Source organism: Streptomyces yongxingensis (assembly GCF_055597465.1).
On record NZ_CM145717.1, the window covers coordinates 2207611 to 2233828 of the forward strand.

Below are 26218 nucleotides of genomic sequence, written 5' to 3' on the forward strand. Positions count from 1 at the left end.
CTCACATCCCGCTCACCATAACCGCGAAGACCCCTCCGGGGTCAGGGTTCAGGTCAGGGTCCGCGGAGCGCGAAGTGCCGTGGCACCGGTACGGTTTGGCCCATGGATGTTTCCGGAACACGTTCCGCCGATGACAACTCAGGGGCTCGGGCGGCCATCACGACCACCGCGCGCCAGCTTCTGGGGAAACTGGGCGCCGGAGGGCTGTCCCCGGCCGCCGTCGCCCATGAGAGCGGTCTTTCGGTCAGCGAGGTGGAAGCCTTCTTCCCGCACCGGGACGATCTGCTGACCGCGCTGCTCATCGACGCCTACAACGACTCCGGCGCCGCGATGGAGCAGGCCGACCTGGCCGCCCGGGACGCGGGCGCGTCGGCGGGCGCGCGGCTGCTCGCGGTCACGCGGGCGCTGCGCCGGTGGTCCTTCGCCAACCCCGGCGAGTTCACGCTGGTCTACGGCTCGCCCGTGCCGGATTACCACGCCCCGCAGGAGACCGTCCCGCCCGCCTCGCGCACCCCCGCGGTGCTGGCCGGCATCGTGCGGTCGGCGCTGGAGGCCGGTGAACTCACTGCGCCCCGGCGGGAGGTGCCGGGCCCGCCGCTGCTGCTGCCGGAGGCGGTGCAGCTCTTCGGCGGGGTGCCCGAGGCCCCGTTCTCGGACATCATCGAGCGCGGCATCGTGCTGTGGAGCAGCCTGATCGGGCTCCTGGTGTTCCAGGTCTTCAGCCGCACCCATGACAGCGTCCGGGACGAGGCCGCGTTCTTCGACTACGCCGTCGCCGTCGCGGCCGAAGGGATCGGACTCGTGGTTCCCTTGGGCGAGAACACCGACTGAACCGTTCGCCGCGTGCGCGGCACCTGTGGGGGAAAGGGCCGTGAACACCATCAAGACTCTCTGCTTCGCCATCGCGGCGCTGTCGTCGTACACCGCGCTCGTCTACCGGCTGTTCCAGGTCAGACGGGGCTGGCGGGACAGCGCCTACCGCACGCTGCTGATCACCCTGCTGCTGCAGTGCCTCACCTTCACGATGGGCGCCGTCGCCATGGGGAGCGAGCGCTTCCTGGGCGTCGGCAACCTCGCGATCCTGGTGATGCACCTGTCGGCGGTCGCCTTCTGCGTCAGCGCCCAGATCATCCTGCTGCGCTGGGCGACCGACGCCGAGGAGTCGGGCCGCAAGGCCCGCTACTGGCTGATCACCGGCATCGCCCTCAACGCGCTTCTTACGGCGCTCTTCTTCATCGCCGACGGCCCCGGCCGGCCGGCCGAGGACTTCAACACCGGCAGCGGGCAGCCGCTGGTCCTCACCTACCTCCTGGTCTTCATGGTCTCCCAGGCGGTTCCGTGCGTCACCATCCTGCGCCAGTGCGGGCCCTACGCCCGTATGGCGAGCAAGACCTCGCTGCGGCAGGCCCTGCGGCTGCTCTCCGTCGCCGCGGTGATCCTCTTCCTCTACTGCCTGGCCCGGGTGGTCAACGTCCTCACGGCCGCGTGCGGGCTCGACATCGGCGCCTGGACCCTGGCCGCCTCCGTCTTCAGCGCGCTGGGCATCGTCACCCTCTCGCTCGCCCTGACGATCTCCTCCTGGGGGCCGTCGGCCACCAAGCTGGTGGAGTGGGCGCGCGGCTACCGGTCCTACCGGGCCCTGTATCCGCTGTGGCGGGATCTGTACGAGTCCTCGCCGGACATCGTCCTGGAGCCGCCCGGGGCCGCGGTCTCCGACCTCAACTACCGGCTGCACCGGCGGGTCATCGAAATACGGGACGGATGGCGGGAGTTGCGCCCCTACATCGACCGCACCGCGAACGGCGACGGCGGGCCGGGCCCCAGGGCGAGCGAGGAGTCCCGGCAGGCGTTCGCCGAGGCGGCGCAGATCAGACAGGCCCTGCACGCCAAGCGCACCGGCACCATTCCCGACGACAACGCGGACACCGGCGACTTCGAGGACCGCGACACGGACAACTTCACCGCCGAGGTCGTCTGGCTCACCAAGGTGGCCTCCGCCTACCGGCGGCTCGGCAAGGCGCGCTGAGGGACCGCGGGCGCGCTCGCACCAAGGGAGGATCCCGCCCGGTCTGCCCCCGTCAGGCCGAGCGGGACTTCCCCCGTTTCCCCCGTGTCCCCCGTTTCCTTCTTCCGAGCCGAGTGGGTGGCCCCACTCGGTCCGGCCCGGGCCCGGCCCGGAAGGCCGGGCCGAACCAGGCCGATAGGGCTGGCAACCAACTCGGCCACCCCCGTGAGCGGAGTTAGCTGGCAGCTATCGACGAGGTCCACGGTGGCGGAGTTGCGCCCGATTGTCAACTGACGGCTAATCTGCGAAACTGACGATTAGCCGGGGGCAAAGCCGAGGAGGTGAGGGAGGGAGATTCGCATGTCCGATACTGATGACCGGCCCATGCTGGCAGTGCGTCTGGACAACCTCTTCAAGACGGTTCGTCCCAAGGGCAAGCACTGGACCAACGCCGAGGTGGCGGAGGAACTCAAGCGGGCCAACCCCGAATTGAAGGTCGGGGGTGTGTATCTGTCGCAGTTGCGGACGGGCAAGCGCTCCAATCCCTCACCGGACCTGCTGGCCGCCCTGGCACGCTTCTTCGGCGTGTCGGTGGCCTACTTCTTCGACGACCAGGTCGCCGAGTCGGTGCTCAGTGAGATCGCCGCCATCGAGGCGCTGCGCCAGGCCGGGGTCCGTGCCGTGGCGATGCGCGCGGCGGGGATGCGGAAGGAGAACCTCGAGGCCATCACGACCATCATGGATCAGTACCGGCAGCTCCAGGGTCTTCCGCCGGTCACCGACCCCTCGGACTCGGAATGAAGGGTGCGGCTGGGTGAGGGGCGCCAACAGGGGACGGCCGGCCGATCACGACCGCCGCAGTCAGCTCAAGAAGCTCCGGAAGGCCGGTGCGCGGCGGATCGCCGACCTCGACCTGCCGGAGGTGGCCGATGTGGCCGAGCTCTGCCGCCATCTCGGCGAGGTCCGCGGCCGTCCGATCACGCTGGTCCCGATGCCGATGCCGGCGACGCACCCCTGCGGCATGTGGGTCGCCGCCCGCGACGAGGACCTCATCTTCTACGACGCCAACACGACCAGCGCGCATCAGGAGCACATCATCTTGCACGAGCTGGGCCACATCATCTGCTGCCATCGCGGGGCGGGTTGGCTGGACGAGGCGAGCGCCCGCCTCCTCTTCCCCAACCTCGACCCCGACCTCGTGCGTGACATGCTCCTGCGCGCGACCTACGACGACGTCCAGGAGCAGGAAGCGGAGATCATCGCCTATCTGCTCTCCCAGCGGGTGGGCGGCACCGAGGAGCGGCATGGCGCGCCCACGGCCGGGGACGCCGGGGCATCCGGGAAGGACGCCATGCTCAGCCGGATCGAACGCACCCTGATCTGAGGTTGATCCGACGGTGCCTCACTCATCCCCCGGTGGCCGCCACCTCCTCGGCCAGGATCGCCACGGTGCGCCGGATGTCGTCCTCACGGTGCTCGCTGGTGACGAAGAACCGCAGCCTGGCGAGCCCCTCCTCCACGGCGGGGTGGAAGATCGGATCGGCGATGACACCGCGGTCGAACAGCCGGTCCGCGATGTGCAGGGTCCTCGCCGAGTCGCCGAGGAGACACGGCACGATCGGGGTGTGGGCGCTGGTGCCCGTCGCCAGACCGGCCGAGGTGGCCAGGCCGAGGAAGAGCTCCGCGTTGCGCCGCAGGGCGCGCACCCGGTGGGGTTCGGCGACGATCAGCTCGGTGGCGGCCAGCGCCGCGGCCGCGTTGGCCGGGGTCAGGCCGACGCTGTAGACGAAGCCCGGCAGCGTATGCCGCAGCCACCGCACCATCCGGGCCGAGCCGCCGAGATAGCCCCCGCAGCTCGCGAACGTCTTGGACAGGGTGCCCATCCACAGGTCCACGTCGGTCCGGTCGACGCCGAAGAACTCGCCGACGCCACGGCCGCGTGCGCCCACGGTGCCGATGCTGTGCGCCTCGTCGACCATCAGCAGGGCGCCGTAAGCCCGCTTCAGCTCGATCACGGCGGGCAGGTCCACCAGGTCGCCGTCCATGCTGTAGGCGCCCTCCACGACGATCAGCACCCGGCGGAACCGGGACCGGTTGCGCCGCAGTGTGTCCTCCAGCGCGCCGATGTCGTTGTGGGCGAACGGGCGCCGCGCCGCCCCGGACAGGGCGCAGCCCTGGAGGATGCTGTCGTGGGCGAGCGCGTCGTGCACCACGAGGTCCCGCGCGCCGACGAGGTGCCCGATCGCGGTGACGTTGGTGGCGTGGCCGCTCACCAGCGCCAGGCAGTCCGCGACGCCGAGGAAGTCGGCGAGCGCCCGCTCCAGCCGTACGGTCAGGTCCCGTTCGCCGGAGAGCACCCGGCTCGCGGAGACCGAGGTCCCGTACCGGTCCACCGCCTGGTGCACGGCCTCGTTGACCGCCGGATGGCCGGAGAGCCCCAGGTAGTTGTAACTGCCGAAGGACAGGTACGGCCTGTCGTCGATCATGGTCGTATCGCGGATGGTGCCCTGGTGGACGCGGAAGTACGGGAAGTCCGCGCCGCTGCCCGTGATCGTGCTCAGGCGCTCCTCGAACTGACGCACCTCGGGGAAGTCATCGGCGCACGCGGTCGCCGCGTCCCAGTCCGCGTCCGCCCGTGTCTCCCGGGGCGGTGCCCCACCGAGGGCGGGCTCCCCGGTGAGATGCGGATCGACCAGCCCGACCAGCCGTTCCACGGTGAGGTCGGGCGAGAAGATCTCCTCGGTGCGGAATCCCGGTATCCGCTTGCCGATGTTGACCTCCAGTTCCTGGAGCATCAGGGAGTCGAAGCCGAGGTCGGCCACCAGCTCCATCCGCTCGGTCAGATCGGCGAGCGGAAAGACTCCGGTCCGCGACAGCTCTTCGAGCACGATGGACGCGGCGGAACCTCCCCCGGCCCGCGCGTCCACCGGCCCGGTCCGGCCCTCCCCCGCTGCCGCGAGGGCGGGCGGAGCCTCCTCGGGGGCGCGCGCCGAGGCGTCCACCGCCCAGTGGTGGCGCGGGGCGAGCGGGCTCGGTGGCAGGGTGCAGGGGGGTATGTGCTCCAGCGCGGGGCGGAGCCCCGCGCCGGTGACCGCCCGCTCGGCGAGCCCGGCCAGCGCGGCCGAGCGTTCCTCGGCGGACAGCGAGCCGGGCGCGGGCACGGCGGCCTCCGGCTCCGCACCGGGTGGCACCGTACCGGCCATCTGCCCCGGCCCGAGCCGCCCGGTGCGGCCGGCCGCCACGGCCTCGGCGGCGGCGGTCAGTTTGGTGACGGCGTCGGCGGTGTCCTCGGCCACCAGGGCGAGGCGTTCGGCGAGCGGAGCCCGGCGGGCCAGGGTGTCCGCCACCCCGGCCAGCGGCGGCCGGTCCTCGGCGAGGGTGTCGGCCAGCTCCCGGGCGTAGCGGACCAGCCCGGCCCGGTCGCGGGCGCTGACCACCAGCAGCCGCGGCCCCTCGTCCGGTGCGGGACGGGCCGGTGCGGTGGCGCACTCCTCGACCACCAGATGGACACCGGTGCCGCCGAAGCCGAAGGCGCTCACCCCGGCCCGGCGCGGCTGCCCGGACCCCGGCCATACGGTGGGCTTGGTCGGGACGATCAGCCGCGCGGCGTCGAGCCCGGAGCGGTCGGCGAGGTCGAACTCCGGCTGTGGCGGTATCACTCCCCGGTGCACGGCCAGGACGGTCTTGACGAGCCCGGCGATCCCCGCGGCGTTGAGCGCGTGCCCGACCACCGCCTTCACCGCGCCGAGGAAGGCGGGCGCGCCCCGCTCGCCCCGCAGTTCGCGCAGGACACCGACCTCGACCGGATCGCCGACGGTGGTCCCGGTGCCGTGCGCCTCGAGGTAGCCCACCGTGTCCGGGGTGAGATCGGCGTCGCGGTAGGCCCGGCGCAGGGCCCTGAGCTGACCGGCCGCCTGGGGGTGCATTCCGCCCTGTACGGTCCCGTCGTTGGCCGTTCCCACGCCCCGTATCACCGCGTAGACCCGGTCGCCCGCGGCCAGCGCGTCGGCCAGGGGGCGCAGCACCAGGACCCCGGCGCCCTCCCCCAGGACGAAGCCATCGGCCTCCGCGCCGAACGGCAGGCATCTGCCGCTGCGCGAGATGGCGCCGATCCGGCACAGCCCCACCAGCAGGTCGGGGGCGAGGATCAGCTGGGCGCCGCCCGCGAGGGCGATCCGGCAGCGGCCCGCGCGCAGGGCGAACACGGCGTTGGCCACGGCCATGAGGCCACCGGAGCACGCCGAGTCCAGTGCATAGCTCTCGCCGTGCAGATCGAAGACCGAACTGATGGTGTTCGGTCCCATGTTGAGCAGCAGCCCGGCCACGGACGAGCCGTGCAGCCCGTCCACCGCGCGGACCGTCTCCGGCCACCCGGGATCGGTGGCCCGCGCCCCGAACTCACCGCCGGTCAGCTGGCGCATCCGGATGCGCATGGTGGTGATCTCGCGATAGCCGCTCTCGGTGAGCGCCGTGATCACCGAGGTCTCCTCGCGGTCGAAGCCCTCGGCCTCCCATCCGGCGTCCTGGATGGCCTCACGGGTCAGGTCGATCAGCAGCCGCCCTTGCGGATCCATCGATCTGGCCCGGCGTGGCGGGATGCCGTAGTGCGCCGCGTCGAAGTGGCCCACGTCCGGCAGCAGCGCCATGGTGTCCGTATAGGTCGAGGATGTGTCGCGTAAGTTGTCGCTGAGGAAGGTGGCGGTGCGCCATCTCGAGTCCGGGACGGTGGTGAACTGCGCCCGCGGTTCGTTGAGGAGCCGCCAGTACTGGTTGACGTTCCGCGCCCCCGGGAACCGGCAGGCCATGCCCACGATCGCGACGTCATCGCGCCGCGTTCCGCTTGCGCCCACTGTGGATTCCTTCGCTGTCACGGCCGTCACCCGGCGGTGGCCAGTCGCTCGCGCCACCACGCCACCGTCGCCTTGACCTGCTCGTCGACGGGGGTGGCGCGCACCGCGAACTGGGCTTCGTAGGCGCTCGCATCCATGACGAAGGGCCGGTCGAACTGGTACCGGACCTCCTTCAGCTCGCGGAGCAGCGGGGAGACCAGCGACGCGAGTCCCAGCACGGCCGAGGGCAGCCTGCGCACCGCGACCGGCCCGGTCTCCGCCTCGGTGGCGAGGCGGTCGACCATCTCGCGGGTGGACAGCGCGGGCGCCGTCGGTACGTGCCAGGCGCGCCCCCAGGCCCGCTCCTCGCCCGCCACCTCGGCCAGGGCGGCGGCCACGTCGGGGATGTAGCTCCAGCTGTGCGGGGTGTCCGGGTCCCCGAGCGAGGAGACCGGCTTGCCGCGCAGCACACGTGGCATGACCCGCGCGGCCAGGTGCCCGCCGTCGGTCACGCCGGGCCCGAAGAAGTCCGACGCCCGCACCTCGACCGCCTTGATACGGCCCTGCTCATGGAGGTCGCGCGCCTGCTCCCACCCGGCGGCGCGCACCCGCCCCTTGGGGCCGGTGGCGGCGAGCGGCAGCTCCTCGGTCATGGGGCCGTCCACCGGGCCGTACCCGTAGAGGTTGCCCAGCATGACCAGGACCGCCCCGGTGGCCTCGGCGGTCGCGCGGAGCGACGAGGCCAGGGGCGGCCATTCACTCGCCCAGCGGTGGTAGGGCGGTGCGCCACAGCTGTAGAGGGCGGCCGCGCCCCGCACGGCCTCGGTCAGTCGCTCGCTGTCCGTCGCGTCCAGCGCGAGGTGCTCGATACCCGGCTCCGGGCTGCGCCCCGACCTGGTGATGACGCGTACCGTATGGCCCCTTTCGGCGAGCAGCCGAGCAGTGGCCGCCCCCGCGGGCCCGAATCCTATAACGACATGAAGGTTCACGCGCGCACACTAGCGCGAGTATCTGTGGCTTTTGAGCCAGACGTTCCGATGGGCCGTTCACCGGGAGGCGTCGGTTCCCGTGGACGGCAGGTAGCGCGGCGCTCGCCAGGCGTGCAGCCGGCGCTCCACCGCGGCGCCCAGCGACAGCAGTTCGGTGTCCTCGTGGTCACCTGCCATCAGGAGCACGCCCACGGGCAGCCCGTCCACGAACCCGGCGGGCACCGACAAGGACGGATACCCGGCCACGGCCGCGGGGGTCGAGGACGGGATCACATCGTTGTCGCCGCGTGCGCAGTCGGTGGTCCAGGCGGGCGGGTTCGTCGGCGAGGCGATCGCGTCCAGGTGGTGGGCGGCCATGGTCTCGTCGAGGGAACGCCGCGAGAGGTCCTTCAACTCGGCGCGCATGGCCCGGTATGCGGGGTCGGTGGTGGGAGGTGCGGCAAGCGCCCGCTCGAACAGCTCCTGGCCTTCGAAGCAGGTCCGCTCCGCCGGGTGGGCACGGTTGAATTCGATCAGCCCGGCGAGGTCGCGTGGGCCCTTGCGGGTGGCCAGGTAGGCGTCGATGTCCCGGTGGAACTCGCTCAGCAGCGCGGGGAATTCGAGCTCGGCCAGCCGGTCCTGGTACGGCGGTGTCACCTCGACGACCTCGGCCCCCGCGGTGCGCAGTCGCTTCGCGGTACGGGTCATCACGGCGTCCACCTCGGGCCCGAGCGAGGGCAGCCGCCACAGGCCGATGCGCTTGCCGCGCAGACCGGGTGCCTTCGGGAGGGCGGCGGGATCGCCGGGGAGTGCGGTGTCGCTGAGCACCGAGAAGGTGAGCGCGGTGTCGATCACATTGCGCGCCATGGGACCCGCGGTGTCCTGCTCGGCGGAGATCGGGACCACTCCGGACTGGCTGACGAGGCCGAGGCTGGGCTTGTGGCCGACCACCCCGTTCATCCCGGCCGGGCACACGATGGAGCCGTCGGTCTCGGTGCCGATCGCCACCTGCGCCAGCGACGCGGCGAGCGCTGCGCCCGAACCGGCGGATGACCCGCAGGGATTGCGGTCCAGTACGTAGGGGTTGTTGGTCTGCCCGCCGACCGCCGACCACCCCGACGTCGGCTTCGCGGCCCGGAAGTTGGCCCACTCGGAGAGGTTGGTCTTGCCGAGGATCACCGCCCCCGCGTCGCGCAGCCGTGTCACCAGGGCGGCGTCCGTGTCCGGCGGGCTTCCGGCCAGGGCCAGCGACCCGGCCGTCGTGGGCAGGTCGCGGGTGTTCACGTTGTCCTTGAGGAGGACGGGGATGCCGTCGAGCGGGCCACGGGTGTGGCCGTGGCGGTGCCTGGCGTCGCTGGCGGCCGACTGCCGCAGGGCGGTGGGGTCGGTGCGCAGCACCGCGTGGATCGTGGGATCGATGGCCTTGATCCGCCGCAGATAGGCGGCGGTCAGGGCCGAGGAGGTCAGTGAACCGTTCGCCATCCGCGCCTGGAGTTCCGGGATCGTCACCGTGTCGAGATCGACGCCGAGCCCAGCGGGGGAAGCGGCCGACGTCGGCGGAGTGCCGCCGGCCGCTTCGGCGGCCTCGGCCCGCGGTTGTGGTGCGCCCGCGCAGAGGGAGCCCACCACCAGGGCGGCGACCAGCGTGGCAAGGCTCGGCTTCCTCATGGCGCTCATGGCCCTCATGCTCCTCATGGGGGTCAGCGGACTACAGGCCGACGGCCCGGCGCAAGGGGCTTACGCGCCGAGCTCGGGCCTAGGGACTGTGCGGGGGTGAGGATGATGGACAGCGGGCGGCAGTGTCGGTCGGCGGCGAGGTGGACCTTACTGGTCAGCCCGCCCCGGGAGCGGCCCAGTGCGGCAGCCCGCAGTCGTGCAATGTGGCGTCGACGCAGGGCACGACGCCGTTCCCGCTCGGCTTCCGCCGGCTTGTCGAAGACCTCACCTACCAGGTCGTTTTGCCCCCTTTGGTGGAGCCCCTTTTCCCCCGCCAGGGCCCTCTCCAACTCGTCGAGGAGCTCCGCGTCGACCACCATCCCGGCCGCGTGGTGATGCGCGCGGGCGACTGTGGAATCCACGCTGACCAGGCCGAGATCGGCATCACCGCAGGCCGCCGCCTCGGCGATCACCGCCTCCATGAGCGCCTGGAGATCGCCACGCGTCACGCGCCCGATCTACCGCAGCCGACACCCTCCCGGAGCGGGAATCACCGATCCAGTGATCCGATCCCGCACAGACCCTAGGGCTCTGTTGGCACTGCGCGCCGGGCGCCACGGGTCGTTGGGGGCGTGCGCCAGTCTCGGATCGCTGCCGCGAACCGGTCTGGCGCGTCGGACTGCACGAAATGGCCGGCGCCTTCGAGAATCACGGTGTGGTGATCGGCGAAGGTTTGCTCCCACCGCTGTCGCTCTTTGCTGCGGAAGGCCAAGTCGGCGTCGCCCCAGATGATGAGCGTCGGGAGCGACGCGAGGTCGGGGAGTCCGGCTTCCACATCCGCGAGGAAGGCGCGGCCGGCGGTGATACGCCGAGGGAGGACAGCCGTTGCCTCACGCCGGTCGTGGGTGGCGAGAGCGTTCCGGTAGTGGGCCATCTCGTCGGCGGTCGGCTTCTGCAGCCGGTGCCCGGCAGGGATCATCGCATTGACGAAGAGGTTGAACTGCCGGATCAGCAAGCGCCCCAGAGGCCCACCCATCAGGTGGGAAGCGATGTCGACGTGGGGCGCGCCGGTGATCGGCCAGCCCCAGGTGTTGGTCAGCACCAGCGCCTCGAAGGCGGCGGGCCGCTGTTCCGCGGTGGCGAGGCCGATGGGGCCACCCCAGTCGTGGGCCACGAGGGTGACCCCGCTCAAGCCCAGGGCGTCGACGAAAGCGGTGACGACCTGGGCGTGTTCCTCGGGCAGATACCGGTAGCCCGGGCGGGCCGATGACAGCCCGAAGCCGGGATAGTCGAGCGCGATGCAGCGGAACTCGTCTCGCAGGGCGCGAATGACGTCGCGATACACGAATGACCAGGTTGGGTTGCCGTGCAGCAACAGCAGCGTGGGGCCCGAGCCTTCGTCGACATAGTGGATGGTGTGCCCGTCGATGGCGACGAAGCGGCTCTCGAACGGGAACAGTCCGTCGTCGATCCAGGCAGGTCTTTCCGCGACAGCCATGACTACACCTCAATCCGACGGCTAGACTCGACTTGATTTAGTCAGGCACACTTGAGAAAGTCAAGTAGGTGAGATGAGTCGAAGCTACGGCCAGTACTGCGGCCTTGCCCGAGCGCTCGATGTCGTGGGCGACCGTTGGAATCTGCTCATCGTGCGCCAGCTCCTCACGGCTCCCGCCCGCTACCGCGAGCTGCTGGACGGGCTTCCCGGCGTGGCCACCAACCTGCTCTCCGACCGGCTCCGCGATCTTGAGGCCGCCGGCGTGGTCGAGCGGCGGTTGGCCGAGAAGGGCAATGTCGTTGTGTACGCCCTCACCCACTGGGGCGCCGAACTGCGGGAGCCAATCGAGGGGCTTATCCGTTGGTCCACGCCGCTCATGGTGCGTGGGCCCGGCGGTGACAGTTTCCGCACCGAGTGGTTCGTCGTCGCCCTCCCCGCCCTGCTCGGCAACAGGATGGCCGCAGACTCGTCATCGACAATGGGGGTTGGAGTCGACGGCCGGCTGTTTCAAGTGCGGGCGACAAGCTCGGGCGTAGAGGTCAGCCCGCATGATGGCCGAGAGCTCGACGCAGTCCTCCGCGCTGACGCCGCGATCATTCTCGGCCTGGCGGCTGGCGTACTCGCCCTCGAAGATGTCCGTGGGATCGTCGACATTGAAGGCGATGAGACGGTCGTGCGGGCCGCCTTCGGTGCCTGACGCGCCAATGGGAGTGCCTCGCTGGCGGCGGGACCCGAGACGGCCACCGCAAGATCGGTCGCCCCGAAAGCTACCAAGCCGGACTGCGCTTACGGGGCGCCATCATCTGCATCCGCTGCCTCCGAACAGTCACATGATCAGAACTCAGAACGGGTCCTAGACGTCTACGGGGGTGTCCGGCGGATTTGTCCCCTCCCCGCCCCTTCCCGATACCAAGGGCTCCGCCCCGGGACCCCGGGTCTGGGGCAAAGCCCCGGCCCGGAGTCTGAGGCGGAACCCCGGCCCGGAGTCTGAGACGGAACCCCAGCCCGGAGTCTGAGACGGAACCCCAGCCCGGGGCCTGAAGCAGAACCCCAGCCCCGGATCTGGGGCGGAACCCCAGCCCGGGGCCTGAGACGGAGCCCCGGGCCGGGGGCTGAGACGGAGCCCCGGTTGCGGGGGCTGGGGCGGAGCCCCGGTTGCGGGAAGGGGCGGGGAGGGGAACAGCCGCCGCAGGCGTCACGGTCCGTCGGCGGACACCCCTAGCCTCGGCGCAGGCTCGCCAGGAAGCGCCAGAGCGCGGACCGGGGCCGTTCCGGCTCGGCGGGGGCGGGCGCCGTGGGCTCCGGCAGCGGGGCGGGCGCCGCGGTTCCGGCGGCCGGGGGCATCGGGGCCTGCCGCGTCCGCATCCGGTACCGGACCGGGAAGGACTTCAGACCGCGTACATGCGTGGACGAGCGCCAGGGCAACTGGTCGACGGGCAGGCCCAGTTCGAAGTCGCACCGTTCGAACAGCTTGCCCACCGCCGTGGTGACGATCATGTCGGCCAGCCCCCGGCCCGGGCACTGGTGCGGCCCCGCGCCCCAGGCCAGATGGGCGCGCGAACTCACCGACGCGTCCTGGCTGCCGGGCGTGGCGAACATCGGGTCGCCGTGCGCGGCGGCGATCGAGGGCACCACCACATCGCCCGCGGCGAGCCGGAAGTCCCCCAGGTCGGTGTCGACCGCGGGGAAGCGGAAGGTGAGGTTGACCCACGGCGGCGAGGCGATGTGCACGCGGTTGACCAGCTCCTCGACCGGCCCCGCCATCAGTCCGGCCCGCGTCCCGGCCTCCCCGGCCAGCACCTCCAGCACGCTGTTGGTGATGGCGTGGCTGACCAGCTCCGACATGATGACGATGATCGCGTACAGCTCCAGGCCGATCTGCTCCACCGTCAGCGGGGGCTCGACGGCGAGCAGCCGGGTGGTCAGGTCGTCACCGGGGTTCTGCCTCTTGTACGCCGCGAGTTCGGTGGTCGCGGCCACCAGCCGGCCCACGGCCGCGGCGGCGTCCGGGCCGCCGTCCACCATGCGCCACGAGTCCATGAACACGTCGTCGCCCTGGTCGACCGGGAAGCCGAACAGCCGGTTGACGGCCATCAGCGGCAGCGCGCGGGCGAACTGCGCGCCGAGGTCGACCCATCCGCTGTCGCTGCCGTCGGCGAAGAAGGTGATCAGCTCGTCGGCGTGCCGGGAGACGGCGTTCGCCAGCTCCCAGGACTGGGGCGCGTCGGTGTCCTGGAAGGGGGCGAGCGCCTCCTCCACGGCGGCGCGTGTCGCCTTGTGCCGCTGGTCGTCCTGGACCAGCAGATGGCTGACCTGGTAGCCGGGCAGATGTGGCCAGTCGGACGGCACCCGGCCCTCGCGCAGCCACCGCCAGTGCTGGACGTCCTTCTTCCATGTGCTCTCGTCGCGCAGCACCTCCCGCACCTCGCGGTAGCCGAGCACCAGCCAGACCGGGACCCCGTGCAGATCGACGGGCGCCACCGGCCCGTACCGGGCCCGCAGGCGTGCGTAGACCGAGGCGGGCCGGGTCTCGAAGTCCCGTGTCATCAGCGGCTCGACCGCCAGGGACGCCAGCTCGGACGGCTCGGAAGGGGGGAAGTGCATGATCGAAGTCCTCAAGTCGACAGCTGGGCCATTCCGACCGGGCCGCGAGGTCCGTGTGGGGGAAGCCACACGGCATCTGACGCGCGGCACGGAGCGAGAGTCGGCCCGCTACGGCGCAGGCCACATTAGCGGCCGTTCGGCGGGCTGAACAGCGCCGTGATCCAGAGCATGTGGCGCGCTGCCGGGAGGGGAGCAGCCCGCCACAGGCGTCAGGTCCGTCAGAAGGACCCTAGGGCTTGTGGCCGACCGCCTCCGCGTAGAAGGAGCGGTCCACGACCCGGTCCTCGGGCAGAGGGTCGCCCTCGACCACCCCGGCGGTGGCGTACGCCTTCTGCAGGCGGTCCACGGTGCCCGCGCGGATCTCCCAGTCCATGCGCAGCGACGGCACGGCGGCCAGCGTGTCCGGCTCGGTCTTGAGCACATCGCCGAGGTCGTCCAGGGATGCCTTGTCCTTCTTGTAGTCCCCGGCGAAGTAGGTGTTGACGGTGCGGATGTAGGCGCGCAGGAACGCCACCCCCGCGTCCGGGTCCTCGGTCAGCAGATCGGGTCCGAACAGGAGCCCGCCGAGCGGTTCGCCGCGCGGCTGACCGCCGAGGAAGGCGTAGCCCTCGTCGCCGTCCACCTGCCGCCACACCGGGTCGAGCAGCCAGGCCGCGTCGACTCCGCCGTTCTTCAGCGAGGCGAGGACCTCGGCCGGGCCGAGCTGCTGGAAGCGGACGCTGTCCACATCGGCCTTGTGCGCGGAGAGCACCTTCTCCATCGGGTACGTGATGACCGAGCCCTTGCCGATGAGGGTGCCGACCGTACGGTCCTTGAGGCTGACCCCGCCCGCCGTCTCCCCCGGCCGCAGCCTGGCCCAGAATCCACTCCTGGAGCCGGGCGCGGGCGTGAAGTTGCCGGCGACCCAGCGGATGTCGAACCCCTGCCGGATGCCGTTGAGCACGGCGGCCTCCGGCGCCGCGTACTGGACGTCGATATCGCCCTTGGCGAGCAGCGGAAGCGCGTCCGGGGTGGGCAGCAGCTTCACGTCGACATCGAGCTTCTCCTTGCTGAATTCGCCTTTCGCCACGCCGATCCGCAGGGGCGCCAGATACTCGGCGGTCAGCGTGGACGCGGAGACGACGATCTTCGTCTTCTTCTTCAGCGGCTTGGGCGCGGGCGCGCCGGGCGCGCAACGGGCGGGCCTGCGGGCGGCGGACAGGTCGGAGGGGTCGGTCCAGCCCTTGGCGCAGCCCGCGACGGGGGTGATCGGACGGGGCTTGTCCCGCGTGCCCGGGCGCGCCGAGTCCGAGGTCCGCGCGTCGCAGGCGGCGAGGGAGCCGAGGACGCCCAGCAGGGTCACGCCCGTGAGCAGGGCGCGGGCGAGGGAGGGTGTCCGTGCCATGGGTGCCGCCTTCCGGGGGCCGGGGGTCGGAGCCGAGGTGGGGGTCAGGACTGGGGCCGGCCGCGGTCCCGCGGCGCCCAGGGGGTGAGCCGGCGGCCGATGAACCGGACGAGTTCGGAGAAGACCACGCCGAGCACGGCCACGCAGACGATGCCGACGAACATCACGTCGTTCTGGAACAGCGTCCGCGAGTCGAAGATCAGGTGGCCGAGGCCGTCGTTCGCGGCGATCTGCTCGGAGGCGACGATGACCAGGACCGCCACTCCGGCCGCGACCCGCATGCCGACGAGGACCTGTGGCAGCGAGGCGGGCAGCAGGACATGGCGGAACATCTGCCAGGGACCGGCACCGAAAACCTGTCCGGCCTCCCGGTGGCCCTCGGCGACGCCCATCACGGCGGCCATCGTGGAGATCCACACGAAGAAGAAGACGGTGGTCGCGACGAGCGCGATCTGGGGTCCCTCGCCGAGGCCGAACATGTTGAGGAACACGGGGAGCAGCGCGAGCTTGGGCACGACGTACAGGGCGTCGAGTAACGGTTCCAGCGCCGCGCGGACCATCCGCAGCGCGCCCATCAGCAGCCCGAAGAGATAGCCCGCGGCGGTGCCGAGCGCGTAACCGGCGAGCACCCGCTTGAGCGTGGCCCATACGTCCGGCCACAGCTTGCCATCGGCGGCGCGCTGCCAGCCGTCCGCCGCGATCGTGGACGGCGCGGGGTAGATACGCGAGTCGATCCAGCGCTGATCCGCGGCGAGCTGCCACAGCAGGATCAGCGCTGCGGGCACGGCGAGGGCGAGGGAGAGTTCGAGGGCGCGGCGGCGCCGGTGGGCGCGGACCGGATCGCGCTCCCCCGGTCCGGGGCGCCGCACCAGCAGCGTCGTCTCAGCGGACCCGCCGTCCTGTTCACCTCCACCGGGGTGTTCACCGGACCGCGCGGCCGGGACCGAGGCCGCCGTGTTCTCGCTCTTCATGAGGGACTCCCCACCGTGTCCGCCGGGGCGGCGGCACCGGCCCGCTGGACCTCGTCGCGCAGGAGTTCCCACAGCTCGGACCGCAACGCGGCGAACTGCGGAGTGCGGCGCATCGCCCCGGTGCGCGGGCGTTCGAACGGCGGACGCCGTTCGGCGATCACCCTGCCGGGTCTGGCCGACATCACCACCACCCGGTCCCCGAGCACGATCGCCTCCTCCAGGCTGTGAGTGACGAACAGCGCGGTGGTGCGGGTCGCCTGGCACACCGCGAGCAGCTCGTCCTGGAGGATGGTGCGCAACTGGGCGTCGAGCGCGGCGAACGGTTCGTCCAGGAGCAGCACCTCCGGCTCCACCGCTAGCGCGCGGGCGATCGCCACCCGCTGCCGCATCCCGCCCGACAAGGTGGCCGGGTAGGCGTCGGCGAAGTCGGAGAGACCGAGCCGGTGCAGCCAGTCCCTGGCCCGCGCGTCGGCGGCCTTGCGCGGCACACGCCACACATCGAGCCCGAAGCGGACATTGGCCAGTACGGTCTTCCAGTCGTAGATGCCGTAGTCCTGCGGGATCATCGCGGCCGGGTGCCGGCGACGCGCGCGGATCTCGACCTCGCCACCGCTGGGGCGGACGAGTCCGGCGACGATGCGCAGGAACGTGGACTTGCCGCAGCCGGACGGGCCGACGATGCAGCAGAACTCCCCGTGCCGAATGTCCATATCGAGTGGTCCGAGGGCGTGCACCTGCCGGGTGCCGTGCCCGAAGGTGCGGGTCACCGCGCGGGCACGTATTTTCGGCGCGGCCCCGGGTGTGGTGTGCGGCTCCACCCCGTAACTCCTGATCCGGTCGAGCGGGTGTCGTGCGACAACGGCTGCGCGCACCGCTTTACGATATGACGGGGCGTCAGATTCGGGCAAGGGTGGCGGCGGGACTGGCAACTCGGGGGCAGCGACGGCTCAGGACGGACGACCGCTCAGGACAGGCGGCGACACAGCAGCGCGTCCGGGCTGCCGGAGCTGCCCACCCGCGTGGTGAAGGCGATACCGGCGGCGTACTCGCCGTCCGCGCACTGGCCCTTGTAGGCGCCGTGGGCGAAATCGCCACCGGCGGCGTCGGCGGGCCGGTTGTCGGACCGGTCGAACCAGACCGTACGTCCCGTGGTGCCCAACGGGGCGCGGGCCGGGGCGCACAGCGCGGCGGACACCCGGCCGCCACGGCGGCTGTAGCCGATGAGGAACTGGTCCGAGGGGCACTGGAACTTGGTGTAGCCGGAGGCCCAGTCGCCACCGGCGGGTACGTACCGTTCGTCCGTGACGACCGTATGGGCGGTGCCGGGGGCGCGCGGGTCGTCGGCGCCGGTGTCGGTGCACAGCCCGCGCCCGGAGGTGTGGCTGAGGCCGATCAGCCGCAGCCCATCGGGGCAGGCTGCCTTGTAGGCGCCCGGATCCCAGTCGCCCCGGCCCCGCTCGATCAGCGACTGCACATGGTCGCCGTGGTCGGTGACGAGCATGGGCCAGGTCGGGACGCGGTCGACGGGGCCGGTGCGTTCGGGCGCGCTCATCAGCCGCTGCCACGCCGTACCGCGCCAGTCGCCCTGGTCGAGGATTCCGTATCCGCGGCCCGCGGAGTCGTAGCGCAGCAGCGCCCAGTCGTCGTGGCCTTCCCATCCCACGAGTGGCCAGTAGGCGAAGTCGGCGTCACGGTCGGCGAAGTAGTCGGTGATGTTCGTGAACCAGGCGCGCGGCGCGGCGCCCGTCTCGGCCGATCCGATGCCGAACTCGCTGACCCACACAGGTGCCGTGTAGTGCTTCCCGCTGTCCTCTGCGACGAAGAACGCCTGGTCGGTGAGGGTTCGATACAGCTCATCGCGGCTGAGGTCCTGGTACCGGGGGTCATGTGTCTCGCCGACGCCGGTGGCACCGCTGTGGCGAGGACCGGTGTATCCGTAGAAGTGGGCGGAGTACACCAGCTTGTGGGCATTGACGAGGGTATGCGAGAGGGTGCGCGCGGGGGCCAGGGTGGGGCGCTCGTGGGGCAGCCCGTCCACCGGAATCCCGGTCCAGTTGATGCCCTCGATCACGATGAGGAGGTCGGGGTCGGCCTCGGTGAGGATGCGGTCGGCGGCGCGCTGCGCGGCGGTGTACCAGTCGTGCTCGTCGCCGAGGCCCCAGTTGGGGTCGTCCAGGACATCGCGGCGCACCTCGTTGTAGAGGTCGGCGCCCACCACGCGTGGTTCGTCGGCGTAACGGCGGGCCATGAAGACCCAGTCGTCGATCCACGCTCGCGTGGACTGGCCGCTGTTCCACCGCTCGTTGCCGTCGATGCCGCAGCACCACCGGGTGGTGTTGGTGTGGTTGTTGAGGATGACGGCGAACCCGTCCCGGCTGAGAGCGGACACCACGGCGTCGAAGATCTGCAGCGGTGTCTTTCCGCGCAGCTGGGCGTTGGCGGCTACCGCCCTGTCCGGGACGGGCGCAGTGCCGTGGATCATCTCGTTGGAGAACGGCAGCCGGATGCTGTTGATGCCGAGCCGATGGAAGTCGGCGAGCAGCGTCGGCAGGGGGACCCGGTCCAGGCCGAGGGGGATGCCGGAGGAGTTCTGGCCGGAGTGGTGGTTGGCGGGGTCGTCGACACCGCCGCTCCCCGTCCACGAGCCCTGCGCGCCATCCCAGTTGGCCGACTTGAGCCGGAAGCGGTCGCCCTTGGCGTCCACGATGTACCGGCCGCGGGTCGACAGCGGCGGCTGCCAGGTGTCGGCCGTGGGCGCGGTGGCGGAGGTGGCCGTGACGGAGGTGGCCGTGTCGGAGGTGGCCGTGACGGAGGTGGCCGTGTCGGAGGTGGCCGTGTCGGAGGTGGCGGGGGCCGCCGGCGCGGCGGGCTGTTGTGCGGTGGCGACCGGTCCCGGCGCCGTGGCCAGCAGGGCGAGGATCGACGCGATTCCCGTCAGGTACCCGAGTGTTCTCCTGGTCGGCATGCGGCCTTCCCGTGGATGAGCGAATGGTGCCCGAACGCGGCTCCGCCGGACCCGGCGCGCCCCGGGCACCATACTGACGGCCCCTCACATCACCGTCCAGACAGCGTGCGATCAGCCCGGCGGCTCGACCACCAGCCGTGCGCCCTGGGTTTCGGTGGCGGAGGGCCCGGTCTCCAGCAGGAGTTCGCCCGGTTCGACGGCGAGGCCGAGGTCCCGGGTGACGGAGGCGAGGGTGTCGGCGTCGATCGCGAACACGGCGTCCCTCTCCTCCCCCGGGCGCAGGTCGAGGCGGGCGAAGCCGCGGAGTTCGCGTATGCGGGGCCACGAGGAGCCTCCCGACAGCCGGCGCACGTAGAGCTGCACCGTCTCGCGCACCGGCCGCTCACCCGTGTTGCGCACGGTGACCCGGCAGATGAGCGTGGGGTCGTCCGGGGTCACACGGGCACGCGAGAGTCGTGGCGGCGCGTAGGCGACCGTGGTGTACGACAGTCCGTGGCCGAAGGCGTAGCGGGCGGTGGCGGGCTGGTCCACATAGCCGCGGTACCGGTGGTCCTTGGCGTTGTAGAACACCGGCAGCTGCGCGGCCGACCTGGGGATGGACACCGGCAGCCGCCCCTCGGGCTCGGCCGCGCCGAACAGTACGTCGGCGACGGCCCGTCCACCCCACGGACCCGGGTACCAGGCGCTCAGCACCGCCGCGGCCGTGCCGGAGAGGTCGGGCAGGGCGTGCGGACGGCCCTGGACGAGGACCACGACGACCGGCACACCCGTGGCCGCCACCGCGTCCAGGAGCGCCAACTGCCCGTCTGGCAGGCGCAGTTCTGCCAGGTCCACGCCTTCACCGCAGGTCATACCGGCGGGGTTGGCGGAGGTCACGACGGCCGCGCCGTTGGTGTCGAAGGTGGTGTCGCCGGACCGGGCGCTGGACCCGCCCAGGACGAGCACCGCGATGTCCGCCGCTGCCGCCGGCGCGACCGCCTCCGGGACACCGGAGAGGTCGCCGCCGACCAGCTCGCACCCGGGCGCATAGGTGACCTCGGTGTCCGGCGGGGCGGCCGAGCGGATGCCGTCCAGGACCGTGACGTGGTGGGGGCCGGGGCGCTGTGGCGCGGTGTAGTCGCCGATCTGCTGGGCGATGGAGTCGGCGTTCGGGCCGAGGACGGCGATCCGGCGGGTCGAGGGGGCCAGCGGCAGGACTCCCCCGTCGTGGGCGAGCAGGGTGATGGACGCGCGGGCGATGCGTTCGCTCAGCTCGCCGGGGCCGGAGGGCCGAGGCTCAGAGGGCTGTTCCACGGCAGGCGCGTAGGGCTGCTCGAAGAGCCCCAGGCGGAACTTCAGCGCCAGCACCCGGGCCACGGCGGTGTCCAGGGTCCGCTCCGCGACGAGCCCCTGGGCCACCGCCTCGGCGAGCCGCGGAAAGCAGGCGTCCCAGAGGCTGAGGTCGCATCCGGCGTTGAGGGCCAGGGCGCCCGCGGCCACCGGGTCGCCCGTGAGCCGGACCAGACGGTCGATGGCGCCACCGTCCGCCATCACGATGCCGTCGAACTCCAGCCGCTCCCGGAGGAGTTCGGTCAGCAGCGGCCGGCTGGCGACGCAGGGCATGCCGTCGAATTCGTTGTAGGCCGCCATCACCCCGGCCGCACCGGCGCGTATCCCGGCCCGGGCCGCCGCCAGATGGATCTCGTGCAGTTCGCGGGCGCCCAGGTCGGTGGCCGCGCTGTTGCGTCCGCCGACGGTGGCCCCCTGTCCGGCGAAGTGCTTGAGCACCACGGCCACGTCGGCCGTGCGCATCCCCCGCACCAGCGCCTCGGTGAGCCGGGCCGCCAGATACGGGTCCTCGCCGAAGCACTCCTCCGCGCGGCCCCAGCGCGGGTCGCGCACCAGGTCGAGGGCGGAGACCAGCGCCACATGGCCACCGCGTGCCCGCACCTCCGCGCCGACCGCGGCCGCCGCGGCCTCGTAGAGCCCGGGGTCCCAGGTGGCGCCCACGGCGAGGTTGACGGGCAGCACGGTTCCGTCCAGGGCCTGGTGGCCGTGTGGAACCTCCTCGACGAGCAGCACGGGTATGCCAAGACGGGTGTTCTCCACGACGTGCCGCTGTACGGCATCGGCGACCCGCGCCCCGTCCGCCGCCGTGATGCCGTCGGCGAAGCCGACGCCGGACCAGGCGTCGGCCCGCTGCAGCCCGTACAGGGCTCCCATCCCGTCGTACGCGGCGACCTCGGCGCGGAAGGCGTCGGTGAGCCGGTGGCCGCTGTCGGTGCGCTCGTAGGCGTGCCAGCCGTACATGCGCTGGTTGACCTGGCCGACCTTCTCGGTGAGCGTCATGCGCCCCAGCAGATCGCGGACCCGCTCCGCCACGGGCGCGGTCGGGTCGCGGTAGAGCTGGTCGGTCACGTCAGCTCCAGGACGCGCACACCGTACGGGCCGAGTGTCACATCCGCCGTCGCCGCGCCCGCCAGGTGGTGCAGGGTGCCCTCGGCGGCGGGGCGGACGGTGACCTCCTCGGGGCTCTGGCTGACCAGCCATACGAAGCGGCGCCCGTCGTCGTGGACGAGGAGGTCCGCGCCGACGTGGGGGCTGTCGACCGTCACCGGGCGGTGGACCCCGGCGACGTCGGCGAGCGCCGCGTACAGCCGGTGGGTCTCCTCGGGGTTGGCGCGGGCGGTGCGGGCGGCCATGTGCTCCAGGGGGTAGGTGGCCAGGACGGTGCGGCCGCGCCCGGTGTCGCGCACCAGGAGGGCGGGCCGACCGTGGGCGTCGACGGCCACCACCCGGGCGTCACGCGGAACGACCGGCAGATACGCCCGGCTGTCCTCGTTGCCCGCGACCGGGAAGCGCAGCGAGGTCCCGGCCGTCAGCCCGCCGAAGTCCTCGGTGAACGTCATCTCCAGGACGTCGTCCTCGATGGGCTCGGCCACGCCGTAGGAGAGCTGCAGTTCGACGCCGAACAGCCCGTCCAGGTCGTCGAACCACGGGCCGCGGGTCCCGGGGTGCTCACCGGAGCAGAACGAGAGGTAGACGGTGGCGCCCGCGTGGGCGCGGCGTTCGAGCTCACGCCGGGTGCGCGTGGTGAGCTGGCGGGTGGCGGGGAGCAGATACAGGGCCGCGTCGCCGGGCAGGCCGTCGGCCTCGCGGGTGAAGCCCACCGGCAGGTCGGCGGCGCGGGTGGCCACATAGCTCTGGTGCAGGGATGTGAAGATCAGCGGCCGGTCGGCGGGCCTGCTGTAGGGGTAGCCGCGCTCCAGGAAGGCGGGCACGACCAGGGCCGCGTCCGCGTCGGCGCGTCGGCAGTGTGCGAAGTCCACGGCCTCCAACACCTCGGCGAACGCCGCGAGTTCGCGCAGCGGGGCCTTGGGGGCGCCGGTGTGGTCGGTGATGCCGAAGTGCATCTCGAAGGGGTGGTGGTCGTACGGCGAGCGGTCCCACAGGTCGTCGTAGTCGGTGTTGTTCCAGGCGATCCAGCCCGTGGCCCCGCCGAGCAGCGAGTTGTGCAGGGTCTGCCGGTAGTAGACCGCCGCGTTCTCCTCGGACACGGTGTCCGTGGAGAGGCCGAACTCCTCCAGGACGACGGGCTGTCCGGTGACCGACGCCAGTTCGCACTCGAAGGCGGCGCGCAGGTGCTGACGCGGCCGGTCGGTGTCCGAGCGGTAGACGTGCGGTCCCACGAAGTCCACGTACTCGGCGGTCTCGCGCAGCGAGAAGCCGTTGTCGCGGCCGGTGACCTCGATGCCCCACGCACCGTCGCCGAGGGAGACGGGCTGGGTGCCGCCGGCCGCCCGTACGGCGTTGCACATGGCCTGCGCCCAGGCGGTCACCACATCGGAGGAGGGCGGATCCACCTGGTAGACGCGGCCGTAGCCGGGCATCTCATTGGTGATGAGCCAGCCGGTGACCGCCGGGTGGTCCTTGAAGCGGCGGGTCATCTGGGACACGAACCACGCCTGGCGGCCGACCATCCACACGTCCTCGTAGAGGTCGCGGCCGCCGCGCCAGGCGGGGTCCCAGTTCTCGCCCGACATGTGGCCGACGATGAAGGTGGGCACCGTGCCCATGCCCGTCTCGGTGTGGGCGTCGAGGAAGTCGCGGAAGCGTTCGCACAGCGTCTCGTCGACGCGGTGGGGCTGCGGGTGGAAGTCGGGCCAGTAGAAGAACGACCGGGTCATCGTCAGGCCGTGCTCGCGCAGCACCCGCAGTTCCGCGCGGACCGTCGTCGGGTCGTAGTCGCGCCACATCAGGGGCCCGCCGGTGCGGGACCAGAAGTTGGCGCCGAGCCAGGGCAGGACGGCGGGGTGGTGGGTGAGCTGGGCGCTGTGGCGTCGCATGGTCCTTCTCGGATGTCGGTGGTACGGGGTGGGGGGTGGCCCGGCGCGGGGCCGGGGTCGGGGCCGGGGTTCGGGTGTCGGCCGAGGTCGTCGGGCCGGGGTTCGGGCCGTCAGCCGGGGGCGGGTCCGGTGGACTCGCGGACGACCAGCCGCGGCCGGTCGTCGAGGGCCGTCTCCTCGACGTCCTCGCCGCAGCGCGCGAGGAGCAGCCGGGCGGCGGCCGCGCCGACCCGCTGCACCTGCTGGTCGACCGTGGTCAGCCGGGGGTGCAGCCAGCGGCCGAGCGGCAGGTTGTCGTAGCCGACGACCGACAGATCGTCGGGGACGCGCAGCCCGGCGCGCTGGGCCGCGCCGATACCGCACATGGCCATCGAGTCGTTGGCGTAAACGATCGCGGTGGCACGGTCGGCGGCGTCCAGCAGGGCCTGGGTGGCGGCGACGGCGGACACTTCGGTGAAATCGGTGTGCAGCACCGCGTAGGGCCGCAGCCCCGCCTGCCGGAGGGCGGTTTCGAAGACACCGCCGCGCAGCCGGGTGTGCTTCAGGTCGGCGGGGCCCGCCACATAGGCGATCCGCCGGTGTCCGAGCCCGAGCAGGTGGCGGACGACCTCCTCGACGGCGGCGTCCTGGTGGCCGAGGCCGACGCGTGGCACGGTGGCGGCCCGGTCGGGGGGACCGAGCAGCACGGCGGGCAGGCCGAGGCGGGCCAGCAGGGCGGGGCGCGGGTCGTCGGTGCGGGCGTCGGTCAGGACGGCGCCGTCGACGCGGCCCTCGGCCGCGAGCCGCTTGTAGAGGGCGTTCTCCTCCTGGGCCCCGGCCACCAGGTGCAGCAGCAGACCGTAGCCGCGGGGCGCCAGTTCGCCCTCGATGCCGGTGATCAGCTCGCTGAAGTGCGGGTCCGCGCCGAGCACATCGGTGGGACGCCGCACGACGAGCGCGAGGGTGCGGGTGCGGGCGCTGCGCAGGGCGGCGGCGGACGCGCTCGGCGACCAGCCGAGCTCCGTCGCGGTGTCCAGGATGCGCCGCCGGGTGGCCTCCGACAGCCGGCCCTTGTCGTTGAACGCCTGGGACACGGCCGCGGTGGACACCCCGGCGGCGGCCGCCACCTGTTTGATGGTGGGGCGCCGTCCCGGCTTCGCGGTGGTCGTGCTCACGCCTTGACCGGCGGTCGTACTCATATCTTCACCGGCGGTCGTGCTCACGCCTTGACCGCCCCGTTGATGAGCGCCTGCTGCATGCGCTTCTGGAGCACCGTGTAGACGACCCAGACGGGGATCAGGGTCAGGACGGTACCGGCGGTGAGGACACCGTAGTCGGTGCCGGTGATCGCCTTGAGGGTGGGCAGGGCCACCTGCACGGTGCGCTGTTCGGGGTCGGGGCCGATGATGACCAGCGAGTACAGGTACTCGTTCCAGAAGGTGAGGAAGTTCAGCAGGAGCACGGTGGCGATACCGGGCAGGCACATCGGTATGTAGATGTGGCGCAGCACCGTGTAGGTGGACGCCCCGTCCATCCGGGCGGCCTCCTCCATCTCCCGGGGGATGGTCCGCATGAACTGCACCAGGATCACCACCGACAGCGGCATCGCCGTCGCGGGCAGGAAGAAGACCATGAACAGCCGGGTGTGGAACAGCCCGGTGGCGGCGGCGAGCAGGAAGGTGGGGAAGAGCGCCGCGAACGTGGGGACCAGGAAGCCCAGCGAGAAGACCTTCTCCATCGCCGAGGCGAGCCGTCCCGTGGAGCGGGCGAGCGCGAACGCCGCGGGCAGCGCCAGCAGCAGGGTCAGCGCCAGGGCGAGGACCGTCACCAGGGCGGAGTTGACGACGGCCGTGCCCAGGTCGGCGCTGTCGTAGGCGGTGCGGAAGTTGCCGAAGCCGAACGACTCGGGCAGCGCGAAGGGATGGGCGAAGATCTCCTCGTTGCTCTTGAACGCGGAGGCGAGGAAGTAGTAGAGCGGCACGATCAGCAGTACCGCGTAGGTCCACACCAGGATGTGTGCGGGCAGCCAGCGCTTGCCTAGTTTCATGGTGAGCCGCCTTACGATCAGTAGTTCTGGCGGAACGCGCGGCGGATGGCGAGCAGCCCGACGAGCCCGGCCAGGAAGAGGATGACGCCGACGGTCTGGCTGTAGCCCAGGTCGGCCGCGATGAACGCCTTCTGGTAGACGAGGAACGACAGCGTCGTGGACGAGCTGCCGGGACCGCCCTGGGTGAGCAGCAGCACGTGCTGCGCCGAGCCGAAGAGGGTCCACAGGAACTGCAGCATGGTGACGACGCCGACATAGTCGCGGATCACCGGGAAGTGGATGCGCCACATGGTCCGCCAGTGCCCGGCCCCGTCCAGTTGCGCCGCCTCGCCGAGGTCGTCGGGGACGCTGTCGAGGCGGGCGGCGAACAGCACGGCGGTGAAGCCGATCCCGCTCCACACGTCCAGGGCGATGAGACAGGCCAGCGCCGTGGACGGCGAGGCGAGCCAGGCGTCGGTGAGCGAACCGAGCCCCACCGACTGGAGCGCGCCGTTGGCCAGCCCGTCCGGGGACAGCGCCGCGTAGAACACCATGGCCTTGGCGGGCGTCGAGATCAGGCCGGGGATGAACAGCAGATAGCGGATCACCCGGTGTCCGGGTGGCTTCTGCGCCACGTAGTAGCCCAGCATGTAGGCGCACACGATCATGATCGGCAGCGCGACCGCAAGCTGGACGGCGGTGTTGCGCACCGCGTCCCAGAAGACGGGGTCGTCCAGGACCGTACGGACGTTGCCGAGCCCGGCGAACGACACCGGCTGGAGCATGCCCGGCCAGTGCAGGGCGGCGATCACGAAGATGGCGATCACCGGGCCGATCATGAAGACCGCGTACCAGACCAGCGCCGGGACGGCGAGGATCGTGCCGCCCTGCCGGGGTGTGCGCGAGCGGCCTGGGGTGGCGGGCGGTGCGGGGTGGCGGATCGCGGCCCCGCCCGGGGGCGACGTCAGCGTCGTCATGAGGTGGCTCCCGTGGAGTCGGGCTCGGGAT

Annotated in this window: 19 protein-coding genes and 1 pseudogene; 5 read left to right on the forward strand and 15 right to left on the reverse strand. The window is 71.8% G+C overall.

The annotated features are described in order from the left end of the window. Positions 1 to 102 precede the first annotated feature (102 nt). The 4 genes from ACZ6TD_RS08920 to ACZ6TD_RS08935 all read left to right on the forward strand — a co-directional run bounded on the left by ACZ6TD_RS08920 (position 103) and on the right by ACZ6TD_RS08935 (position 3389). On the forward strand, positions 103 to 831 hold the full coding sequence (locus ACZ6TD_RS08920; protein WP_471352336.1) for a TetR-like C-terminal domain-containing protein: 729 nt from the start codon (positions 103 to 105) through the stop codon (positions 829 to 831). A gap of 40 nt (positions 832 to 871) precedes the next feature. Then, positions 872 to 2026: an MAB_1171c family putative transporter gene (locus tag ACZ6TD_RS08925; RefSeq protein WP_471352339.1), complete on the forward strand. Its 1155-nt coding sequence runs from the start codon at positions 872 to 874 to the stop codon at positions 2024 to 2026. 339 nt (positions 2027 to 2365) lie between these two features. Further along, the gene (locus tag ACZ6TD_RS08930) at positions 2366 to 2806 is read left to right on the forward strand and encodes a helix-turn-helix domain-containing protein (RefSeq protein WP_471352342.1); all 441 of its coding nucleotides are present in this window, start codon (positions 2366 to 2368) and stop codon (positions 2804 to 2806) included. 13 nt (positions 2807 to 2819) lie between these two features. Further along, entirely contained in the window at positions 2820 to 3389 is a 570-nt protein-coding gene (locus ACZ6TD_RS08935; protein WP_471352344.1) for a toxin, read from the forward strand. 22 nt (positions 3390 to 3411) lie between these two features. On the opposite strand, the gene ACZ6TD_RS08940 is transcribed toward ACZ6TD_RS08935, so the two are convergent. The 5 genes and pseudogenes from ACZ6TD_RS08940 to ACZ6TD_RS08960 form a co-directional block, all read right to left on the reverse strand. Then, on the reverse strand, positions 3412 to 6810 hold the full coding sequence (locus ACZ6TD_RS08940; RefSeq protein ID WP_471357570.1) for an aminotransferase class I/II-fold pyridoxal phosphate-dependent enzyme: 3399 nt from the start codon (positions 6808 to 6810) through the stop codon (positions 3412 to 3414). Between the two features lie 71 nt (positions 6811 to 6881). Continuing rightward, positions 6882 to 7823 (reverse strand): NAD-dependent epimerase/dehydratase family protein, encoded by a 942-nt coding sequence (locus tag ACZ6TD_RS08945; protein WP_471352346.1) that lies wholly within the window; start codon positions 7821 to 7823, stop codon positions 6882 to 6884. Positions 7824 to 7880: 57 nt separating this feature from the next. Continuing rightward, positions 7881 to 9470 (reverse strand): amidase family protein, encoded by a 1590-nt coding sequence (locus ACZ6TD_RS08950; RefSeq protein ID WP_471357572.1) that lies wholly within the window; start codon positions 9468 to 9470, stop codon positions 7881 to 7883. A gap of 92 nt (positions 9471 to 9562) precedes the next feature. Next, positions 9563 to 9886, reverse strand: a pseudogene (locus ACZ6TD_RS08955) (hypothetical protein); the annotation flags it as partial. A 155-nt stretch (positions 9887 to 10041) separates the two neighbouring features. Then, the gene (locus tag ACZ6TD_RS08960; protein WP_471352349.1) at positions 10042 to 10956 is read right to left on the reverse strand and encodes an alpha/beta fold hydrolase; all 915 of its coding nucleotides are present in this window, start codon (positions 10954 to 10956) and stop codon (positions 10042 to 10044) included. Positions 10957 to 11029: 73 nt separating this feature from the next. Between ACZ6TD_RS08960 and ACZ6TD_RS08965 the strand changes: the two genes are divergently transcribed. Continuing rightward, positions 11030 to 11653 carry a winged helix-turn-helix transcriptional regulator gene (locus ACZ6TD_RS08965; RefSeq protein ID WP_471352352.1) on the forward strand — a complete coding sequence of 208 codons (624 nt, stop codon included), beginning with the start codon at positions 11030 to 11032 and terminating at the stop codon, positions 11651 to 11653. A gap of 521 nt (positions 11654 to 12174) precedes the next feature. Here the strand turns inward: ACZ6TD_RS08965 and ACZ6TD_RS08970 are convergent. The 10 genes from ACZ6TD_RS08970 to ACZ6TD_RS09015 form a co-directional block, all read right to left on the reverse strand. Beyond that, a complete protein-coding gene (locus tag ACZ6TD_RS08970) occupies positions 12175 to 13560 on the reverse strand; it encodes a cytochrome P450 (RefSeq protein ID WP_471352354.1) in 1386 nt (461 codons plus the stop codon). Positions 13561 to 13789: 229 nt separating this feature from the next. Further along, entirely contained in the window at positions 13790 to 14944 is a 1155-nt protein-coding gene (locus ACZ6TD_RS08975; RefSeq protein WP_471352357.1) for an ABC transporter substrate-binding protein, read from the reverse strand. A gap of 44 nt (positions 14945 to 14988) precedes the next feature. Continuing rightward, positions 14989 to 15915 (reverse strand): ABC transporter permease, encoded by a 927-nt coding sequence (locus tag ACZ6TD_RS08980; protein WP_471352360.1) that lies wholly within the window; start codon positions 15913 to 15915, stop codon positions 14989 to 14991. Beyond that, the gene (locus ACZ6TD_RS08985) at positions 15912 to 16733 is read right to left on the reverse strand and encodes an ABC transporter ATP-binding protein (RefSeq protein WP_471357575.1); all 822 of its coding nucleotides are present in this window, start codon (positions 16731 to 16733) and stop codon (positions 15912 to 15914) included. The genes ACZ6TD_RS08980 and ACZ6TD_RS08985 overlap by 4 nt, the downstream gene beginning before the upstream one ends. A gap of 146 nt (positions 16734 to 16879) precedes the next feature. Next, on the reverse strand, positions 16880 to 18880 hold the full coding sequence (locus ACZ6TD_RS08990) for a glycoside hydrolase family 5 protein (RefSeq protein ID WP_471352362.1): 2001 nt from the start codon (positions 18878 to 18880) through the stop codon (positions 16880 to 16882). A 111-nt stretch (positions 18881 to 18991) separates the two neighbouring features. Further along, positions 18992 to 21277: a glycoside hydrolase family 3 N-terminal domain-containing protein gene (locus tag ACZ6TD_RS08995; RefSeq protein WP_471352364.1), complete on the reverse strand. Its 2286-nt coding sequence runs from the start codon at positions 21275 to 21277 to the stop codon at positions 18992 to 18994. Beyond that, positions 21274 to 23205: a cellulase family glycosylhydrolase gene (locus tag ACZ6TD_RS09000; protein WP_471352367.1), complete on the reverse strand. Its 1932-nt coding sequence runs from the start codon at positions 23203 to 23205 to the stop codon at positions 21274 to 21276. Before ACZ6TD_RS09000 ends, ACZ6TD_RS08995 begins: the two co-directional genes overlap by 4 nt. A 110-nt stretch (positions 23206 to 23315) precedes the next feature. After that, positions 23316 to 24359: a LacI family DNA-binding transcriptional regulator gene (locus ACZ6TD_RS09005; protein ID WP_471352369.1), complete on the reverse strand. Its 1044-nt coding sequence runs from the start codon at positions 24357 to 24359 to the stop codon at positions 23316 to 23318. Positions 24360 to 24403: 44 nt separating this feature from the next. Continuing rightward, positions 24404 to 25231: a carbohydrate ABC transporter permease gene (locus tag ACZ6TD_RS09010; RefSeq protein WP_470015218.1), complete on the reverse strand. Its 828-nt coding sequence runs from the start codon at positions 25229 to 25231 to the stop codon at positions 24404 to 24406. 17 nt (positions 25232 to 25248) lie between these two features. Next, a complete protein-coding gene (locus ACZ6TD_RS09015; RefSeq protein WP_471352371.1) occupies positions 25249 to 26187 on the reverse strand; it encodes a carbohydrate ABC transporter permease in 939 nt (312 codons plus the stop codon). Positions 26188 to 26218 lie beyond the last annotated feature (31 nt).